19 protein-coding genes are annotated in these 17,653 nt (G+C 75.1%); 13 read left to right on the top strand and 6 right to left on the bottom strand.

Annotated features, from left to right (window positions below; genetic code table 11):
• Positions 1–179: 179 nt before the first annotated feature.
• Complete coding sequence (locus tag D7D94_RS02880; RefSeq protein ID WP_156241131.1) at positions 180–1,025, top strand: sigma-70 family RNA polymerase sigma factor; 846 nt, start codon at positions 180–182, stop codon at positions 1,023–1,025.
• A gap of 29 nt (positions 1,026–1,054) precedes the next feature.
• On the opposite strand, the gene D7D94_RS02875 is transcribed toward D7D94_RS02880, so the two are convergent.
• Positions 1,055–2,008, bottom strand: coding sequence for a glycosyltransferase family 9 protein (locus tag D7D94_RS02875; RefSeq protein WP_156241130.1), 954 nt, complete (start codon positions 2,006–2,008; stop codon positions 1,055–1,057).
• A 141-nt stretch (positions 2,009–2,149) separates the two neighbouring features.
• Between D7D94_RS02875 and D7D94_RS02870 the strand changes: the two genes are divergently transcribed.
• Genes D7D94_RS02870 through D7D94_RS02840 form a run of 7 tightly spaced genes read left to right on the top strand, consistent with a single transcriptional unit; the run spans position 2,150 to position 8,733 of the window.
• Positions 2,150–2,692, top strand: coding sequence for an HAD-IIIA family hydrolase (locus D7D94_RS02870; RefSeq protein ID WP_156241129.1), 543 nt, complete (start codon positions 2,150–2,152; stop codon positions 2,690–2,692).
• 32 nt (positions 2,693–2,724) lie between these two features.
• Complete coding sequence (locus tag D7D94_RS02865) at positions 2,725–3,753, top strand: glycosyltransferase family 9 protein (protein WP_156243285.1); 1,029 nt, start codon at positions 2,725–2,727, stop codon at positions 3,751–3,753.
• A complete protein-coding gene (locus D7D94_RS02860; protein WP_156241128.1) occupies positions 3,750–4,790 on the top strand; it encodes a glycosyltransferase in 1,041 nt (346 codons plus the stop codon). The genes D7D94_RS02865 and D7D94_RS02860 overlap by 4 nt, the downstream gene beginning before the upstream one ends.
• Positions 4,787–6,025, top strand: coding sequence for a glycosyltransferase (locus D7D94_RS02855; RefSeq protein ID WP_156241127.1), 1,239 nt, complete (start codon positions 4,787–4,789; stop codon positions 6,023–6,025). Before D7D94_RS02860 ends, D7D94_RS02855 begins: the two co-directional genes overlap by 4 nt.
• Positions 6,022–6,642: a D-sedoheptulose-7-phosphate isomerase gene (locus tag D7D94_RS02850; RefSeq protein ID WP_156241126.1), complete on the top strand. Its 621-nt coding sequence runs from the start codon at positions 6,022–6,024 to the stop codon at positions 6,640–6,642. The genes D7D94_RS02855 and D7D94_RS02850 overlap by 4 nt, the downstream gene beginning before the upstream one ends.
• Entirely contained in the window at positions 6,639–7,979 is a 1,341-nt protein-coding gene (gene rfaE2, locus D7D94_RS02845; RefSeq protein WP_156241125.1) for a D-glycero-beta-D-manno-heptose 1-phosphate adenylyltransferase, read from the top strand. Before D7D94_RS02850 ends, rfaE2 (D7D94_RS02845) begins: the two co-directional genes overlap by 4 nt.
• Before the next feature lie 46 nt (positions 7,980–8,025).
• Positions 8,026–8,733: an SDR family oxidoreductase gene (locus D7D94_RS02840; protein WP_156241124.1), complete on the top strand. Its 708-nt coding sequence runs from the start codon at positions 8,026–8,028 to the stop codon at positions 8,731–8,733.
• Positions 8,734–8,805: 72 nt separating this feature from the next.
• On the opposite strand, the gene D7D94_RS02835 is transcribed toward D7D94_RS02840, so the two are convergent.
• Positions 8,806–9,966 (bottom strand): glycosyltransferase family 9 protein, encoded by a 1,161-nt coding sequence (locus D7D94_RS02835; RefSeq protein WP_156241123.1) that lies wholly within the window; start codon positions 9,964–9,966, stop codon positions 8,806–8,808.
• 157 nt (positions 9,967–10,123) lie between these two features.
• Between D7D94_RS02835 and D7D94_RS02830 the strand changes: the two genes are divergently transcribed.
• The 4 genes from D7D94_RS02830 to D7D94_RS14420 are packed head-to-tail and all read left to right on the top strand — an operon-like array spanning position 10,124 to position 14,097.
• Entirely contained in the window at positions 10,124–11,512 is a 1,389-nt protein-coding gene (locus tag D7D94_RS02830; protein WP_156241122.1) for an aldehyde dehydrogenase family protein, read from the top strand.
• Positions 11,509–12,990, top strand: coding sequence for a D-glycero-beta-D-manno-heptose 1-phosphate adenylyltransferase (gene rfaE2, locus D7D94_RS02825; protein ID WP_156241121.1), 1,482 nt, complete (start codon positions 11,509–11,511; stop codon positions 12,988–12,990). Before D7D94_RS02830 ends, rfaE2 (D7D94_RS02825) begins: the two co-directional genes overlap by 4 nt.
• The gene (locus tag D7D94_RS02820) at positions 12,987–14,009 is read left to right on the top strand and encodes a glycosyltransferase family A protein (RefSeq protein ID WP_156241120.1); all 1,023 of its coding nucleotides are present in this window, start codon (positions 12,987–12,989) and stop codon (positions 14,007–14,009) included. The genes rfaE2 (D7D94_RS02825) and D7D94_RS02820 overlap by 4 nt, the downstream gene beginning before the upstream one ends.
• The gene (locus D7D94_RS14420; protein WP_246171909.1) at positions 13,927–14,097 is read left to right on the top strand and encodes a DUF2795 domain-containing protein; all 171 of its coding nucleotides are present in this window, start codon (positions 13,927–13,929) and stop codon (positions 14,095–14,097) included. The genes D7D94_RS02820 and D7D94_RS14420 overlap by 83 nt, the downstream gene beginning before the upstream one ends.
• A gap of 51 nt (positions 14,098–14,148) precedes the next feature.
• Here the strand turns inward: D7D94_RS14420 and D7D94_RS02810 are convergent, their stop codons facing one another.
• On the bottom strand, positions 14,149–14,973 hold the full coding sequence (locus tag D7D94_RS02810; protein WP_156241118.1) for an SDR family oxidoreductase: 825 nt from the start codon (positions 14,971–14,973) through the stop codon (positions 14,149–14,151).
• A 101-nt stretch (positions 14,974–15,074) separates the two neighbouring features.
• Here D7D94_RS02810 and D7D94_RS02805 point away from each other — a divergent pair, with 101 nt between their 5' ends.
• Positions 15,075–16,046: a TIGR03557 family F420-dependent LLM class oxidoreductase gene (locus tag D7D94_RS02805; protein WP_156241117.1), complete on the top strand. Its 972-nt coding sequence runs from the start codon at positions 15,075–15,077 to the stop codon at positions 16,044–16,046.
• Between the two features lie 19 nt (positions 16,047–16,065).
• Here D7D94_RS02805 and D7D94_RS02800 read toward each other — a convergent pair whose 3' ends face one another.
• The 3 genes from D7D94_RS02800 to D7D94_RS02790 form a co-directional block, all read right to left on the bottom strand.
• Complete coding sequence (locus tag D7D94_RS02800) at positions 16,066–16,254, bottom strand: hypothetical protein (RefSeq protein ID WP_156241116.1); 189 nt, start codon at positions 16,252–16,254, stop codon at positions 16,066–16,068.
• Positions 16,255–16,275: 21 nt separating this feature from the next.
• Entirely contained in the window at positions 16,276–16,560 is a 285-nt protein-coding gene (locus D7D94_RS02795) for a DUF2188 domain-containing protein (RefSeq protein ID WP_156241115.1), read from the bottom strand.
• Between the two features lie 90 nt (positions 16,561–16,650).
• On the bottom strand, positions 16,651–17,613 hold the full coding sequence (locus D7D94_RS02790; RefSeq protein ID WP_156241114.1) for an NAD-dependent epimerase/dehydratase family protein: 963 nt from the start codon (positions 17,611–17,613) through the stop codon (positions 16,651–16,653).
• Between the last annotated feature and the right edge of the window lie 40 nt (positions 17,614–17,653).

The following is a 17,653-nucleotide window of genomic DNA, read 5'->3' as shown; positions in this document are numbered from 1 at the left end:
TCTACAGCTCCTTCTCCTTCTCCGCAAGCCACTTCCCCCGGGCACGGGGATGCGGTTCTGTAGGAGCAGTTCCCTCCGGAGCGCAGCTTCGGAGTCACCACGACCGCAGATGCCGCGGGCGACACGCGTGCTGACGCGACGCTCGTGACCATCTGCGTGACGCTTCGAAAGAGGTGCCCATGCCCGTCACGACCCTCGCTTCGCTCGGAAGCCCCGCGCGCCGGGCTGCGGCTGCGGCTCGGCGGGCCGAGCAGGACGATCGGAACGCGCGGTCGGTCGCGCTGCTGACCGAGGCGCTCGACGCTCCCGAGGCCGAGCGGCGGCGGATCCAGCAGCGGGTCGTGGTCGACTACCTCGACGTGGCCGACGCCGTCGCGAGCCGCTACCTCGCGCGCTCGCAGGACGCCGGCGACCTCCGGCAGGTCGCGTACCTCGGGCTCACGAAGGCCATCCAGCGCTTCGAGCCGACCCGCGGCGCAGACATCGTCTCCTTCGCCGTGCCGACGATCGCCGGCGAGATCAAGCGCTACCTGCGCGACACGAGCTGGCTGGTGCGGCCGCCGCGGCACCTGCAGGAGCTCCACTCGGAGCTGCGCACCACCATCCCCGGCATCGCGCAGCGGCTGGGCCACGAGCCGAGCGCGGCGGAGATCGCGCAGGAGACCGGCTTCAGCGTCGACGACATCGTGCAGGCGCTGGACTGCGGGCAGAGCCGGCAGCCTGCCTCGCTCGACGCCCCGCACGGCATCGCGGCCGACGGCCTGGGCACGCTCACCCTCGGCGACACGCTGCGCGCGACGGGCACCGAGTTCGCGCGCGCCGAGGTGGCCGCGGCCCTCGCCGACGCCTGCCGCACCCTCAGCCCGCGCGACCGCCGGATCCTCTACCTCCGCTTCGTCCACGAGCAGTCGCAGGCGGAGATCGCACGCGAGTGCGGCGTGACGCAGATGCAGATCTCGCGCCTGCTGACGAAGATCCTCGCCACGCTGCGCGGCCGCCTGACCCCCGACCTCCTGGCGGCATGAGGGCGGTCGGGGTCGGCGCGCCGACGGGGTCAGACCGTGCGGCGCACCCGACGGGCGGCGGCCAGCACGTCATCGGCGGTGACCGCGAGCAGGGCGGGGTCGGGGGTGTCGGCGAAGGCGTCGCCGCGACGCAGGCTCGCGTCGGTCAGAGCGATGTGCGGGCCGGCGGGCGGGCCCCACTCCGCCACGGGCGCCGGGCCGAACACGATGACCGACGGCGTGCCGTACGCGGACGCCACGTGCGCGGCGCCGGTGTCGGCCGTGACGACCACCGCCGCCGCCGCGATGAGCGCGGCCAGCGCCGTGAGGTCGGTGCGCCCGGCCAGCACGTCCTCATCGGGGATGCCGACGGCGGCCGCGACCGCCTCGGCGCGCTCGCGGTCGGCGCCGCCGCCGGTGAGCATCACGCGCATCCCGTCCTCACGCAGCGCGGCGGCCACGGCGGCGAACCGCTCGACAGGCCACTGGCGCGAGCCGTAGAAGGCGCCCACATGGATCACCGCGGCCCCGCGGGCGAGCGGCTCCTCGTCGGGCACCGAGATGGCGACGTCGTCCTCGTCGGCCGGCGCGCCGAAGGCCGACACCAGCCGCGCCCAGCGGTGGCGCTCGAGGATGCCGTCGAGCCACGGCAGCGCGTCCGGGTCGGACGGCGAGCGGTGCACCATCTTCACCCGCGGCTCGAGCGCGTCGATGACGGCGCGGCTCTCGGGGCCGTTGCCGTGCAGGTTCACCGCGACGTCGACGATGCCCGGCTCCAGCGGCAGCAGGTCGTCGAGGCCCGGGGTCGGCAGCAGCGCGTCGATGTCCCCGACGAGCGCGGCCACGGGCTCCAGCCAGCCGGGGCCCGCGAAGACGAGCTCGTGGTCGGGGTACGCGCGCCGCAGCCCGTGCAGGGCCGGGACGGCCACCAGGAGATCGCCGAGCTTCAGCGCGCGCAGCGCCAGGAGGATCGGCCGGTCGGAGGGTTCGGTGAAGATGCGCACCCGTCCATCCTGGGGTCTGCGGCCGAGGCGGCGGTAACCGGGGCCCGGCCGAGCGAGCGGATGGCCGCGACGCGCCACGCCCGGAGGGGAAGTTCTCGCGGAGGAGTTTGCTTCCGCGTCGAGGAGGGAAGTGCTTCTGCTATGACCGTCGACGACGCCCTGCGCGCGATCCTCTTCGATCGCGATGACACTCTCATCGTGGACGTGCCCTACAACGGCGACCCGGAGCAGGTGTCGCCCATGCCGACGGCGGTCGCGGCGCTCGAGCGCGTCCGCGCGGCGGGCCTCGCCACGGGCGTCGTCAGCAACCAGTCCGGCATCGCGCGCGGCATCCTCACCGACGAGCAGGCGCGCGCGGTGAACGCCCGCGTGGACGAGCTGCTCGGGCCCTTCGACGTCTGGCGGTACTGCCCGCATGGGCCCGAGGACGGCTGCGCGTGCCGCAAGCCCCGGCCCGGCATGGTGCTCTCCGCCGCCGCGGCGCTCGGCCTCGCGCCGTCGCAGGTCGCCGTCATCGGCGACATCGGCGCCGATATGGGCGCAGCGGCCGCGGCCGGCGCACGCGCCGTGCTCGTGCCCACCGCCCGCACCCTCCCGGAGGAGGTCGCCGCAGCTCCCGCCGTCGCGACCGACCTCCGCGCCGCCGTCGAGATGCTCCTCGCACCGGTGGGAGCGGCCTCGTGACCCGGCGCGTGCTCGTCGCGCGCCTGGACAGCATGGGCGACGTGCTGATCACCGGCCCCGCCGTGCGCGCCGTCGCGCGCGAGGCCGAGGTGGTCATGCTCTGCGGTCCGCGCGGCGCGGCCGCGGCGGCCCTCCTCCCCGGCGTCGCCGAGGTGCTGGTCTGGGACGCGCCCTGGATCGCCGACCCCGCGCCGGCGGCAACGGATGAGCACATCGGCCGGCTCCGCGAGCTCATCGCCGCGGCCGACGTGACCGAGGCGGTCATCCTCACCTCGTTCCACCAGTCGCCGCTCCCCCTCGCGCTCATCCTGCGCCTGGCGGGCGTGACGCGCATCGCCGGCGCCTCCGTCGACTACGCCGGCTCGCTCCTCGACGTGCGCCTGCGACCCGGCGAGGACCTCCCCGAGGACATCCCCGAGGTCGAGCGCGCGCTCGCCATCGCGGCGGCGGCCGGGTTCGCTCCGGAAGGCGACCGGCGCATGCGCGTGGCGACGCCGCCCGACATGAGCGCCCTCACGGGCGCCGATCCCTACATCGTGGTGCACCCGGGCGCAGCCGTCGACGCGCGCCGCTGGCCGCCCGAGCGCTTCGCCCGCACCGCCGCGCTGCTCGTCGAGGTCGGGCGCCGCGTCGTGGTCACCGGCTCCGCGGGCGAGCAGGACCTCGTCGACCTCGTCGTCGCCGCAGCCCCCGGCGCGGTCGACCTCGCAGGCGACCTGGAGCTGTCGCAGCTCGCGGGCGTCCTCGCCGGCGCCGACGTCGTGATCGTCGGCAACACCGGCCCTGCGCACCTCGCCGCCGCCGTCGGAACGCCCGTCGTGAGCCTCTTCTCCCCCGTCGTCCCGGCCATCCGCTGGGCGCCCTACGGCGTCCCCGTCGCCCTCCTCGGCGACCAGGAAGCGCCCTGTCGCGGCACCAGGGCTCGGAACTGCCCCGTGCCCGGCCACCCCTGTCTGGCGGGCGTCGCTCCCGAGGAGGCGGCGGCCTCGGCCATCCGCCTCGCCGACGAGCACGCGCGCATCCCCTCACCCCATTCCTCGAAGGACGGAGTCACCGCATGAGGATCCTGGCCTGGCACGTGCACGGCGGATGGATGAACGCCTTCCTGTCCGGATCGCACGACTACCTCATCCCCGTCGCCGCGGGCGCCACCGCGCCGCCGCTGCCGCCCGCCGCGCGCGCGGTCGACGAGATGGCGCTCCGCGAGGAGGAGGTCGACCTCATCGTGCTGCAGCGCCTCGAGGAGATCGAGCTCGTCGAGCGGCTCCTCGGCCGGGTGCCGGGGCGCGACGTGCCGGCGGTCTTCGTCGAGCACAACACGCCCAAGCAGCACCCGATCGACCAGCGGCATCCGCTCGCCGACCAGACGGACATCCCCATCGTCCACGTCACGCACTTCAACCGCCTGGTGTGGGACAGCGGCCAGGCTCCCACGGTCGTCATCGAGCACGGCATCCCCGACCCCGGCCCGCTGTACACCGGCGAGATCGCCGCCCTCGGCGTCGTCGTGAACGAACCGGTGCGGCGCGCGCGCGTGACGGGGACCGACCTGCTGCCGCGCTTCGCCGAGGCGGCTCCCCTCCACACCTTCGGAATCGACAACCATCTGCTGCCGGCGTCGCTCGGTCTCGGCGAGGACCGCCTGCAGGTCGTCGGAGACCTGCCGACCGCGCGCCTGCACTCGGAGCTGGCGCGACGCCGCGCGTACCTGCACCCGCTGCGGTGGACGTCGCTCGGACTGTCGCTGCTGGAGGCCATGCACCTCGCCATGCCCGTGCTCGTGCTCGCGACCACCGAGGCCGCGCGGGCAGTGCCGCCGGAGGCGGGCGCCCTGTCGTCCGACCCGGAGGAGCTGGCGCTGGCGGCCCGGCGCCTCATGGACGACCCGGACGACGCCCGGACGCGCGGCGCCGCGGCGCGCGCGTTCGCGCTCGAGCACTACGGGCTGAAGACCTTCCTGCGTGCGTGGGACGGGCTCTTCGAGGACCGCGTCGCGGCGCATGCCGCGGCACGACGCCGGCGGGCGTCCGCCGGCACCGGCGACACGCGGCGGATGGCACCGACGCTCGTCACGATCACGGAAGGAACGGACCGATGAAGATCTCGATGGTCTCCGAACACGCGAGCCCGCTGGCCGCACCCGGAAGCGTCGACGCCGGCGGCCAGAACGTCCACGTCGCCGCCCTGTCGCGCGCCCTCGCGCGCCGCGGCCACTCCGTGACCGTCTACACGCGCCGCGACGACGAGGCGCTGCCGCATCGCGTCGCCTTCGACGAGGGCGTGGACGTCGTGCACGTCGACGCCGGCCCCGCCGAGCACGTCGCCAAGGACGATCTCCTGCCGTACATGGGCGAGCTCGCCGCCGGCCTCGCCGCCCACTGGGCCGACGACCGCCCCGACGTCGTGCACAGCCACTTCTGGATGTCGGGCCTCGCCGCCCTCGACGGCGCCGCAGCACTGCGCGGCGCGAGCACGCCGCCCCCGGTGCTGCACACCTTCCACGCGCTGGGTGCCGTGAAGCGCCGCCACCAGGGCGCCGCCGACACGAGCCCCCCGGAGCGCGAGTATCTCGAGCCGCGCGTGGGCCGCGAGGCCGACACCGTCGTGGCGACGTGCTCGGACGAGGCGTTCGAGCTGCGCGCCCTCGGCGTGCCGTCGCGGCGCATCGCGATCGCGCCCTGCGGGGTCGACCTCGACCTCTTCCAGGCCGAGGGGCCCGTCGAGGAGCGCGGTGCGCGCTACCGCGTGCTGAGCGTCGGGCGCATCGTCCCCCGCAAGGGCGTCGACCTCGTGGTGCGGGCCATCGCGCTGCTGCGCGCGGAGGGCATCGACGACATCGAGCTCATCGTCGCCGGCGCCACGCACGGCGACCCCGAGGTGCACCGTCTGCAGGAGCTCGCCGACGAGCTGGGCGTGAGCGACCTGGTGCGCTTCCGCGGCCAGGCGAGCCGCGAGGACATGCCGGCCCTGCTGCGCTCGGCCGACGTCGTGGTGTGCGCGCCCTGGTACGAGCCGTTCGGCATCGTGCCGCTGGAGGCCATGGCCTGCGGCACGCCCGTCGTCGCCGCCTCGGTCGGCGGCCTCATCGACAGCGTCGTCGACGGCGTCACCGGACTGCACGTGCCGCCGCGCGATCCCGAGGCGATCGCGTCGGCGCTGCAGCTGCTCCTCCCCGACGCCGACCGGCTGCGCGCCTTCGGCGCCGCAGGGCGCGAGCGCGTGGAGTCGCGCTACTCGTGGGACCGCGTCGCGGCCCAGACCGAGCGGATCTACCAGAACACCCTGTCGCGCTCGCGTCGAGCGGGGCACCGACTGGAAGGAGCGGCGCTGTGACCATCGCCGAGACCACGCGCCCCCGCACGGGCGTCGACGTCGACCCCGTCCGCGAGCACCTCCGCGACGCCGCGGCCGCGCTCATCGCCGCCGAGCAGCACGCCGACCGCCTGCGGGCCTGGGGCGTGGAGCTCGCCGCGCGCCTGAGCCGCGGACAGCGGATCCTCGTCGGCGGCAACGGCGGCTCGGCCGCCGAGGCGCAGCACCTCACCGCCGAGCTCGTCGGCCGCTACCAGCACGACCGGCCCGCGTTCTCGGCCATCGCGCTGAACGCCGAATCGTCGAGCGTCACCGCGATCGGCAACGACTACGGCTTCGACGAGGTGTTCGCCCGCCAGGTGCGCGCGCACGCGCGCCCGGACGACATCGTGCTGCTGCTGTCGACGAGTGGAGCGAGCCCGAACCTCCTGAAGGCCGTGCAGGCCGCGCGCGAGGCCGGCGCGACCACCTGGGCGCTCACCGGGCCGGGCCCGAACCCGCTCGCCGACGCGAGCGACGAGGCGATCTGCCTCGAGGGCGCGTCACCGCACGTGCAGGAGGCGCAGCTCGCGGCCATCCACGCCGTCTGCCTCGTCTTCGACGCGCAGGTGGCGAACGAGGAAGGAGCCCGGTCATGAAGATCGCGGTGGTGGGAGACACGCTGCTCGACGAGGACATCGACGGCACCTCGACGCGGCTCTGCCCGGATGCCCCGGTTCCCGTGATCGAGGTCGGCGACCGATCGCGCCGCGCCGGCGGCGCGGGGCTCGTGGCCACGATGCTCGCGCGCGACGGCCACGAGGTCGTGCTCGTCACGGCGCTCTCCGACGACGCCCGCGCCGAGCAGCTGCGGGAGTCCCTCGCCGGCATCGGCGTCGTGGCCGGGCCCTCGCACGCGCCGACGCCCGTGAAGACGCGGCTGCGCACGAACGGACTCCCCGTCGGGCGTCTCGACGAGGGCTGCGAGGAGCCGCCCGCGCCCGAGGTGACCGCCGACATGCTCGCCGCGATCGCCGCGGCCGACGCGGTCATCGTCGCCGACTACGGCCGCCGGCTCGCGGCCGACGAGACGCTGCGCGCGGCGCTCGCCGAGCGCGCGGCCCACGTGCCCCTCGTCTGGGACCCGCACCCGCGCGGCGCGACGCCGATCGCCCAAGCGCACCTCGTCACGCCGAACCAAGCCGAGGCGACCGCCGCGGCGGGCGTCCGCGACGCCGACGAGGCGGCCGCCGTCCTGCGCGAGCGCTGGGGGTGCGCGGCCGTCGTCGTGACGCTCGGCGATCAGGGCGCCCTGCTGCTCGAGGGCGACGACGCGGTGCGGCTGTCCGCGCTTCCCGTGGCGACGTCGGACCCCTGCGGCGCGGGTGACCGCTTCGCGGCGACCGCGACCACGGTGCTCGCCGAGGGCGGCAGCCGCCGCGCCGCGGTGCGCGCCGCGATCGACGAGGCGGGCTCCTACCTCGCCGCGGGCGGCGTGGCATCGCTCGCCTCGCGCGAGATCGCGCACCTCGGCGACGACCGCGGCGACGCGCGGGCGATCGCGGAGGCCGTCCGCGCGCGCGGCGGCACCGTCGTCGCGACCGGCGGCTGCTTCGACCTCGTTCACGCCGGCCACGTCCGCACGCTGGAGGCCGCCCGCGCACTCGGCGACTGTCTCATCGTGTGCCTGAACTCCGACGACTCGGTGCGCAGGCTCAAGGGCCCGCAGCGCCCCATCATCGGGCAGCAGGACCGCGTGGAGCTGCTGAGCGCCCTCGCCTGCGTCGACGCCGTCGTCGTCTTCGACGAGGACGGACCCGAGTCCGCGATCGAGGCCATCCGCCCCGACCTGTGGATCAAGGGCGGCGACTACAGCGCGGAGAGCCTCCCCGAGGCCCGCATCCTCGAGCAGTGGGGCGGCCGCGCCCTCACGCTCCCCTACCACCTCGGTCGATCCACCACGGCGCTCGCCTCCGCGCTCGCCCAGGTCGGCTGACACCCCACCCAGATCACCGGCCACACGCCGGAGAAGGAGCAAGCACATGCAGGACACCTACCCCCGCCCCGTCGGCCGCGTTCTCATCACCGGCGGAGGCTCCGGCCTCGGCCAGGCGGTCGTGCGCGCCGTCGCAGAAGCCGGAGGGACGCCCGCGGTCATCGACCGCGACATCGCCGGCGCCGGCGACGGCGTCCTCGCCCGCCAGGCGGACGTCTCCGACCGCGCCGCCGTCGAGCGCGCGGTCGCCGAGATCGCCGAGGAGCTCGGCGGGATCGACGCCGTGGTGACCGCCGCCGGCATCGACCGCTGCGGTCAGCTGGGCGACGTGGCGGCGGACCAGTGGGAGCTCGTCATCGGCGTCAACCTGATGGGCACGGTGTCGACCGTCCGCGCGGCGCTGCCGCACATCGAGAAGGTGCACGGCCGGGTCATCACGGTGGCGTCGTCGCTCGCGCTGCGGGCCCTCCCCGACGCGACGGCGTACTGCGCGTCGAAGTTCGGCGTGCTCGGGTTCTCCCGCGCGCTGGCCGCGGAGTCGCACGGCCGCATCGGCGTCACCACGCTCATCCCCGCCGGCATGCGCACGCGGTTCTTCGACGACCGCGACGAGCAGTACAAGCCCGGCCCCGACGCGCAGCTCATCGACCCGTCGGAGGTGGCGCGCACCATCCTGTTCGCGCTGCAGCAGCCGCAGGGGGTCGAGGTGCGCGAGCTCGTCGTGGCGCCCGAGGCCGAGCCCTCCTGGCCCTGATCCGCGCTCCACGACAGCGGCCCGCCGGCTTCCGCCGGCGGGCCGCTGTCGACTCGGCGCGATGCGCGGGAGTCAGAGCGCCGCGCGCTCCGCGACCGCGTCGGCCACCAGCCGCAGCACGTCATCGCGCACGTCGGCGGCGGCCACCCCCGCCACGAACGAATCGTCGTGCTCGCAGCGCGGCGCGGTCCAGCCGACCTGCGTGCTGTCGCGCCCGCAGGTCGGGCAGTGCGTGGTCCACCCCAGGTGCACGCGGTGGCGTCCGCGGCCGAGCGGACCGGCGTTCACGACGTTGCCGAACCAGAAGACCGACACCGTGCGCGCGCCCACCGCCTGCGCGAGGTGGCGCGGGCCGCTGTCGTTCCCGAGCATGACATCCGCGCGAGCGAGCACCCCGGCGAGCGTTCCGAGGTCGAGCCGTCCCGACGCATCGACGACCAGGCCGTCCTCCGGCGCATCGATCCGCGCGGCGATCTCGCCGCACAGGTGCGCGTCCGCTCCGTCGCCGACGAGCACCACGCGCGCGCCCTCGGCGACCGCCGCGGTGGCGACCTCCGCGAACCGCTCCACCGGCCAGCGCCGCCGCGGGTCGGTGGCGCCGGGGTGGATGACGACGACCGGCCGGTCCTCGCCGCTGATCGCCGCGGCGGCCGCATGCTCCTCATCCGACACGCCCAACCGCGCTTCCAGCGCGACCGGGGCCGCGCCCGCCAGCCCCGCGACCTCGAGCCCGCGCAGCATCTCGTGCTGGTAGTAGATGTAGTCGACGGTGCGCTCGAGCTCCGCCGCATCGTCGGTGCGGGTGCCGATCGTGTGCGTCGCGCCGAGGGAGAGCAGGAACGGGTTGGAGAAGCGCCCTCCCCCGTGCAGCTGCACCGCGAGATCGTATCCCCGCTCGCGCTGCGCGGCGACGAACCGGGCGATCTCGTCGTCGTCGGTGACCGCGCCGGGCGCGGCGCCCACCCCGCGGATGGGCGGCAGCACCTCGATGCGATGGGGAGCGCCCGCGCGCCCCGGAAGCAGCGCCGCCGCGATCGGCGAGCCGAGCAGCGTCACCTCCGCGTCGGGGTACGCCGCCATGAGCGCCTGTGCGGCGGGGAGCGCGAAGAGGAGGTCGCCGAGGCCCCCGCCGCGCAGCAGCGCGATGCGCCGCACGTCGGCGAACCGCTCGCGGGGCGGCGCCACGACGGCGAGGGCGGGGGCTGCGGTGTCGAGTGCGGCGTCTGGGGTCATGCGTGCTCCCTCTCTCGGCGCCGTCGGAACGGCGCGGGCGGTCCTGTCTCTCCCACTTCCCCGCCGGCCGGGAAAGCAAACCTCCGCGTGTGCGTGTGAACGGCGGCGGGATTGGGTAGGGGTCGGTCAAGAGCCGACGATCGGGAGGAGCACATCGATGAGCGCAGGGGCATTCGTCCGCACGGGGGATGAGATCGTGATCGCCGATCCGCGGGACGGGTCGATCGTGGGCGGCGTGCCCGCAGCCGACGCCGACGAGGTGCGCGCCGCGGTCGCGCGCGCGAGGGAGGCCTTCCCCGCGTGGCGCGCGACGCCGGCCGCGGCCCGCGGGCAGGCGCTGCGACGCGCCGCGCACGCGCTGGCCGCGCGGGCGAGCGAGGTCGCCGATCTCGAGCAGCGGGAGAACGGGCGCCTGCGCTCCGACGTCGAAGGCGGGATCGGCGCGGCCGTCGACACGCTCCTGCAGTACTCCGAGTACGGTCCCCTGCATCGCGGTCGAAGCCTCCGCGGCGGCGCGGAGGCCCTGGATCTCACGCGCGCCGAGCCGCGCGGCGTGGTGGCCGTCGTCACCCCGTGGAACGACCCGGTCGCGGTCGCCATCGGACTCATCGGCGCCGCCATCGCCACGGGCAACACGGTGGTGCACAAGCCCAGCGAGCGGTGCCCCCACCTCGGCCTCCTCATCGGCGAGATCCTCGCCGCCGAGCTGCCCGAGGGCGTCCTGTGCACGGTGAGCGGGCGCGCGCAGACCGGCGAGGCCCTCGTGAGCTGCCCCGATGTCGACATGGTCGCGCACGTGGGCTCCACGGCCGCCGGCGAGCGCATCGCGCGCGCGGTGGCCCTCACCGGGGCCCACCTCATCCGCGAGAACGGCGGCAACGACGCGCTCGTCGTCGATGCCGGCGTCGACCCGGTCTGGGCGGCCGGCCAGGCCGCGCTCGGATCGTTCGCGAACAGCGGCCAGATCTGCACCTCCGTGGAGCGGATCTTCGTCCACCGCGACATCGCCGACGACTTCGTCGCCGCGCTCGTCGCCGAGGCGGAGTCCCGCAACGCCGCGAACGCCCTCGCGCCGCTCGTCGACGAGCGCATGCGCGCGGAGGTCGACGCCCAGGTGACCGGGTCCATCGCGCAGGGCGCGCGCGCCCTCGTCGGCGGGGCCATCTCCGACGGCCCCGGCTGCCACTACCCCGCGACCGTCCTCGTCGGCTGCACGCCGACCATGCCCGTCTTCCAGCAGGAGACGTTCGGACCGGTCGCGCCGGTCATGGTCGTTGACGACTTCGATGAGGCGGTGCGCCTCGCCGCGCACGACGAGCACGGGCTCGCCGCGAGCGTCCTCACCGCCGACATCGGCCACGCCAACCGCGCCATCGACGCGCTGCCCGTGGGCACGGTGAAGGTCAACGCGGTGTTCGGCGGCGCCCCGGGCGGCTCCGCCCAGCCGCGCGGCCGAAGCGGCTCCGGGTTCGGCTACGGCCCCGAGCTCCTCGACGAGATGACGGTCGTCAAGGTCGTCCACCTCTCGCCGGCGGTCACGCGGTGAGCGCGCTCGACGACCTCGGGGTCATCCGCGCCCGCGCGCCGCGGGTCGTCGTCATCGGCGACTACCTGCTCGATGGCTGGTGGAGCGGCGACATCTCGCGTCTCGCCCGCGAGGCCCCCGCACCGGTGGTGGATGTCGCCGAGCGCGTGCACGCGCCCGGCGGCGCGGCCAACACCGCCATGAACCTCGCCGCGCTCGGCGCGAGGGTCGAGGCGGTCGGCGTCGTCGGCGAGGACGAGGCGGGGCGCACCCTGCGCGCCGCGCTGGCCGAGGCCGGCGTCGACGTCGCACGGCTGCGGCCGGTCGCCGACACGCGCACGACGACGAAGGTGCGCGTGATGTCGGGCGACCAGCTCATGCTGCGCATCGACGAGACGCACGAGGGCGGATGGCCGCAGCACGCGGTCGAGGGCCTCGTCGCGGATGCGCTGGCCGCCACCGACGGCGCCGACGCGCAGCTCATCTGCGACTACGGGTCGACGCTCCTCTCCGACGCGGTCGTCGCCGCGCTCGGCGCCGGAGACCGCCCCGCGCTGCGCGTGGTCGACGCCCACGACCTCGCGCGGTGGCGCGCGCTCGAGCCCGACCTCGTCACCCCCAACGCCGGCGAGACCGAGCGCGTGCTCGGGGCGCCGCTCGGCGCGGGTGAGGAGCGCCCGGAGCGGGTCGCCGCGCACGCCGGGGACATCCTCGCGGCCACCGGGGCGCACGCGGCCGTCGTCACGCTCGACCGCACCGGAACCGTGCTCCTGCAGCCCGACCATCCGCCGCTGCGCACCCACGCCCATCCGACGCCCGAGAAGCAGGCCTCCGGCGCCGGCGACGTCTTCGTCGCCGCGCTCACCGTGGCAGCGGCAGCGGGGCTTCCGGTCACGTCGGCGTGCGCCCTCGCGCAGCAGGCGGCCGACGTCGCGGTGCGGAAGCCCGGCACCTGCGTGTGCTCGCTCGACGAGCTCGCCGCCTGGGCCGGGCGCCCCTCCGACGCCGCGCTCTCGGCCGACGAGCTCGCCGTCGAGATCGAGCGGCGCCGTGCCGAGGGCGAGCGCGTCGTCTTCACCAACGGCTGCTTCGACGTGCTGCACCGCGGCCACACGAGTTATCTGCGGCAGGCCAAGCGCCTGGGCGACGTGCTCGTCGTCGCGGTGAACGGCGACGACTCGGTGCGGCGCCTGAAGGGCCCGGACCGGCCCGTGAACGGCTCCTCCGACCGCGCGAACGTGCTCGCGGCCCTGGAGTGCGTGGACTACGTCACGGTGTTCGACGAGGACACGCCATCGGCGCTCATCCGCCGACTGCGCCCCGACGTCTACGCCAAGGGCGGGGACTACACACCGGAGATGCTGGCGGAGACGGCCGAGGTGCGCGCGGTCGGCGGCGAGGTGGCCATCCTCGACTACGTCTCCGACCACTCCACGACCGAGATCCTCGGCCGCATCCGGGCGGTGCCGACCGCGACGGAGGGGATGCCGCCGCGATGACGGCGATCAGCCGCCGCGGCGCCGCGCACTGGGCGGCGCCCGCCGCACGCGTCGCGCCCGCCGTCGACGTGCTCATCCCGAGCGCCGGGCGCACGTCGGCGCTCGCGGTGACGCTCGCCGGCCTCGCCGCGCAGGACGATCCGGCATTCCGCGTGGTCGTGAGCGACCAGTCCGACGGCGGCGCGGCGTCGTCCGACCCCGCCGTGCAGGCGATGGTCCGCGTGCTGCGCGCGCAGGGCCGCCCGGTCGACGTGCTTCCCCACCTGCCGCGACGGGGCATGGCCGAGCAGCGTCAGTTCCTCCTCGAGCAGGCCCGCGCCCCGCGCGTGCTGTTCCTGGACGACGACGTCTGGCTGGAGCCCGACGCCCTCGCGCGGCTCGACGCCGCGCTCTCGGAGACCGGCTGCGGCTTCGTCGGGTACGCCGTGCAGGGCCTGTCCTACCTGCCGGATGTGCGCCCGCACGAGCGCACGACGTTCGAGCCGTGGGGACCCGAGGGGGTGCGGCCCGAGCGCATCCGTCGCGGCTCCCCCGGCTTCGACCGCTGGCCGCTGCACAACGCGGCGAACCTGGCACACGAGGCCGCCGAGCGCGGGCTGGCCGACGACGACCGGCTCGCGTACCGCATCGCATGGGTCGGCGGCTGCGTCCTCTTCGACCGGCAGGCGCTCGAGACCGCCGGCGGCTTCGACTTCTGGCCGCGCCTGCCCGTCGCGCACGCGGGCGAGGACGTGGCAGCCCAGTGGCGCGTCATGGAGACCCGGGGCGGCGCCGGCGTCCTCCCCAGCGGCGCCGTGCACCTCGAGGCGCCCACCACCATCGTCGACCGGCGCGTGGAGGCGACAGACGTCGTCTTCGGCCGATCGCAGGCGGGCCCGGACGGGCCCGACACCGAGAGAGGAGAGAAGGATGAGCGACACCCCGAACCCGATTCAGGTGCAGAAGTTCCTGGGCGGCATCGACTATCCCGCGAGCAAGGAGGACATCGTCGCCTCGGCACGGAAGTCGGGAGCCGATGACAACGTCCTCCAGGCGCTCGAGGCCATCCCCGACGGCGAGTACGACGCGCCGACGGCGGTGAGCTCGGCGATCGCCGACGCGAACTGAGCACGGCGAAGCGGCGGGGACGGCCGAGCCGTCCCCGCCGCTTCCTGTCGGTCAGACCGTGCGCCAGCCGTGCGATGTGACAGCCGCACCGGCCTGCGGGCCCATCTGCAGCATGCCGCCGTCGACCGCGATCGAGGTGCCGGTGATGTAGCTCGCCTCGGGCGAGGCGAGGAACGCGATGAGCGCGGCGACCTCGCGGGCGTCCCCGGGGCGTCCGAGGGGGATGCCCGGCCGGTCCACGGTGTGCGGGTCGACGTCCTCGTTGCCGGTCATGGCGGTGGCGATCTCGCCGGGCGCCACGCTCACGGCCGTGATGCCCGTGCTCCCCAGCTCCAGCGCGATGCTCTTCATGAGTCCGCCGAGGCCGTGCTTGGCCGCGTCGTAGACGCTGGAGCCCACCATCGGCTGGTGCGCGTGCACGCTCGTCACGGCGATGAGGCGTCCGCCCTGGCCGGCCGCGACCATCCGCCGCGCCGCGCGCTGCAGGCAGATGAAGGCGCCGGTGAGGTCGATGTCGAGCACCTGGCGCCACTGATCGAGGCGCAGGTCGAGGAACGGCGTCTGGGATCCCGCTCCCGCGTTGTTGACGAACACGTCCAGACTGCCGAGCTCGTCGGCCATCCGGTCGACGACGTCGCCGCAGGCCGGGATGTCGCTGACGTCGAGGCGCGCGACGACGGCGCGCGAGCCGTGAGCGCGCACCTCCTCGGCGGTCGCCGCCGCGCCGTCCTCGTCCTGGAACCAGGTGATGCCGACGTCCATGCCGGCCGCGGCGAGCGCGACCGCGGTGGCGCGGCCGATGCCGGAGTCGGCGCCCGTGACGATGGCGCGGCGGACGACGGGCGGATGGGTGCTGGCGGAGATGTCGTTCGTCATGGCGGCAACGTTGCCCGGCACCAGGGCGCGTGGCAACCCCCTGTTCGCGCCGCCTTCCGGCGTCTAGCGTGCGGGGAGACCACCAGAGCAGGGAGAGGGATATGACGCGCTTCGGATACACGCTGATGACCGAGCAGAGCGGACCGCGCGAGCTCGTGCGATACGCCCAGGCCGCGGAGGACGCGGGCTTCGACTACCTCGCGAGCAGCGACCACTACTCGCCGTGGCTCACGAGCCAGGGGCACGCGCCGTATGCGTGGACTGTGCTCGGCGCCGTCGCGCAGGCCACCTCGCGCGTGGAGCTCATGACCTACGTCACGTGCCCGACCATGCGCTATCACCCCGCCGTCGTGGCGCAGAAGGCCGCGACGCTGCAGGAGCTCTCCGAGGGGCGCTTCCTCCTGGGGCTGGGCTCGGGCGAGAACCTCAACGAGCACGTCGTGGGCGAGGGATGGCCGGCCGTGCACGCGCGTCAGGACATGCTGGTGGAGGCGATCGAGATCATCCGGGCGCTGCACACCGGGGATCTCATCACCTATGAGGGCGAGTACTTCCGGGTCGACTCCGCGCGCATCTGGGACTGCCCCGACGGCGGGGTCCCCATCGGCGTCGCAGTGTCGGGACCGAGCTCCATCGCCGAGTTCGCTCCCCTGGGCGACCACCTCATCACCACGGAGCCGGACCCTGGACTCCTGCAGGCGTGGGACGGCGCGCGCGAGGGCGACGCGCCGTCGCGCAAGATCGGGCAGATCCCGATCTCGTGGGATCCCGACCGGGAGCGGGCCGTGGCGCGCGCGCATGACCAGTTCCGCTGGTTCGCGGGGGGCTGGGCGGTGAACGCCGACCTGCCGACGCCCGCGGGATTCCAGGCGGCGAGCGCCTATGTCCGGCCGGAGGACGTGGCCCAGTCCATCGCGTGCGGACCCGACCTCGACGCGCTCGCGGAGAGCGCGCGTCCGTTCGTCGACGCGGGCTTCACCGATGTGGCGATCGTGCAGGTGGGCGACGAGCAGCAGGAGCGCTTCCTCGCCGAGGTCGCGGAGCCGCTGCTGGAGCGGCTCCGCGCCCTCTGACGCCCTCCTGCTCCGGGAGCTACTGCGCGGGGCCGAGCTCCTCGACGGCGTCGTCCGCGATGTCGTCGAGGGGCAGGTCCGCCTTCGGCTCCTCTTCGTCGACGGTCTGCTCCGGGATCCCGCCGGGATCGGCGATCCCGTGCTCTTTCGCGATCCGGTTGTACTCCTCGGCGTCGGCCATGGCCGCATCGTCCGGCTCGTCGCTCATCTTCCGGTCCTCTCGTCGGGGTCAGCCCGAGGGGTTGTCCAGCGGGCGGTCCTGCTCGTCGGTGGTGTCGGGCAGCAGCTCGTCCCGCGCCGCGTCGGCCTCGGCGTCGCTCTGCTCGTCGGTGACGACGCCGGTCGCCTCGGTGTCGTGCACCCGATGCGGGATGCCGAGCTCCTCGGCGAGCGCTCTGCCCGCCGCCACCGCCTCGTCCTGGCTGGCGTAGCTCCGCGAGTGCTCGCTCTCCCCCGGAACGCGGCTCACCCACTGCCCGCGCTTCGAGATCGTCTCCACATGTCGTTCCGTCATGCGTCCGCCCTTCTCGTCGGTATCGTCCCCCCACGCTAGGTCGCCCGGAGACGGCCGCGGAAGGGGTTGCGCGGGCGGCCTTCGGCCGGATCAGCCGCGCAGCAGCGCGATGAGCGCGCGCTCGTCGGCATCGACGAGACCCGCCGCTCCCGCCTCGCCGCCGCCTTCGCGCCAGGCGAGCACGTCGCGGAGCGTCTCGACGAGCGGACGGAGCGCGAGACCGCGCTCCGTCGCGCGAGTGCCCGAGCGGGCGAGCATGGGCCAGGAGGACCGGTCGGCGATCCACAGCGGCAGCGACCGCGGGCCCATCCACTCGTCCACCCCCTGCTCCTGCAGCCATGCGGCGGGAGCAGGCAGCATCGCGGCCGAGCCGCCGGCGACCGCGCGGGCGGTCTCCAGGTGCTCGCCGAGCGGGACGACCGGGCCGACCGCGTCGTATACGCCGGCGAGCTCCTCCCCGAGTGCGTGCACGAGCCAGGCGGCGAGGTCGCGCACGTCGATGACCGATGTCGGCTGCTCGGGCGCGTCGGGCACGAGCACGACGCCCTCCGCCGCCGGGTGGGCGAAGCGCCAGGGCCAGTAGCTCGTCCGGCCCGAGCCGTCGCCCGGCCCGCCGATAAGCCCCGGCCGGACGACGAGCGAGCGAGCGGCGCCGAACCCGCTGAGCACCGCGGCCTCGCACGCGACCTTGGCCGGTCCGTAGTCCGCGACATCGGCGATGCGGTCGGCGCCGAGCGCCGGCACGGTGGCCTCGTCGTCGGAGCCCGCGTAGACGCTCACCGTGGACACCAGGAGGTAGCGGGCGGCATCGAGATCGCGGACGGCGCGTCGGACGTGCACGGGCTCCCGCCCGACGTCGACGACCGCGTCCCAGTGCTCGCCGCTCACGACGCGCAGCCCCGCGTCGTCGTCGCGGTCGACCGCGACGTGACGCACCCCGACCGGCAGCGCGTCGCCCCGGCACGCGCAGGTGACGTCGTGCCCGCGGGCGAGCGCGGCGCGGGCGAATTCGCGGCCCAGCCACCCGGTGCCGCCCAGCAGGAGGATCCTCATGCCGCCATCCCACCACCCCCGCCGCGCCACGGGAAGCCGG

Origin of the sequence: Microbacterium oryzae, assembly GCF_009735645.1 — a bacterium.
GTDB classification, from domain to species: domain Bacteria; phylum Actinomycetota; class Actinomycetes; order Actinomycetales; family Microbacteriaceae; genus Microbacterium; species Microbacterium oryzae.
Note: the sequence above shows the minus strand (reverse complement) of the source record. Positions and strands in the feature narration are given on the sequence as shown.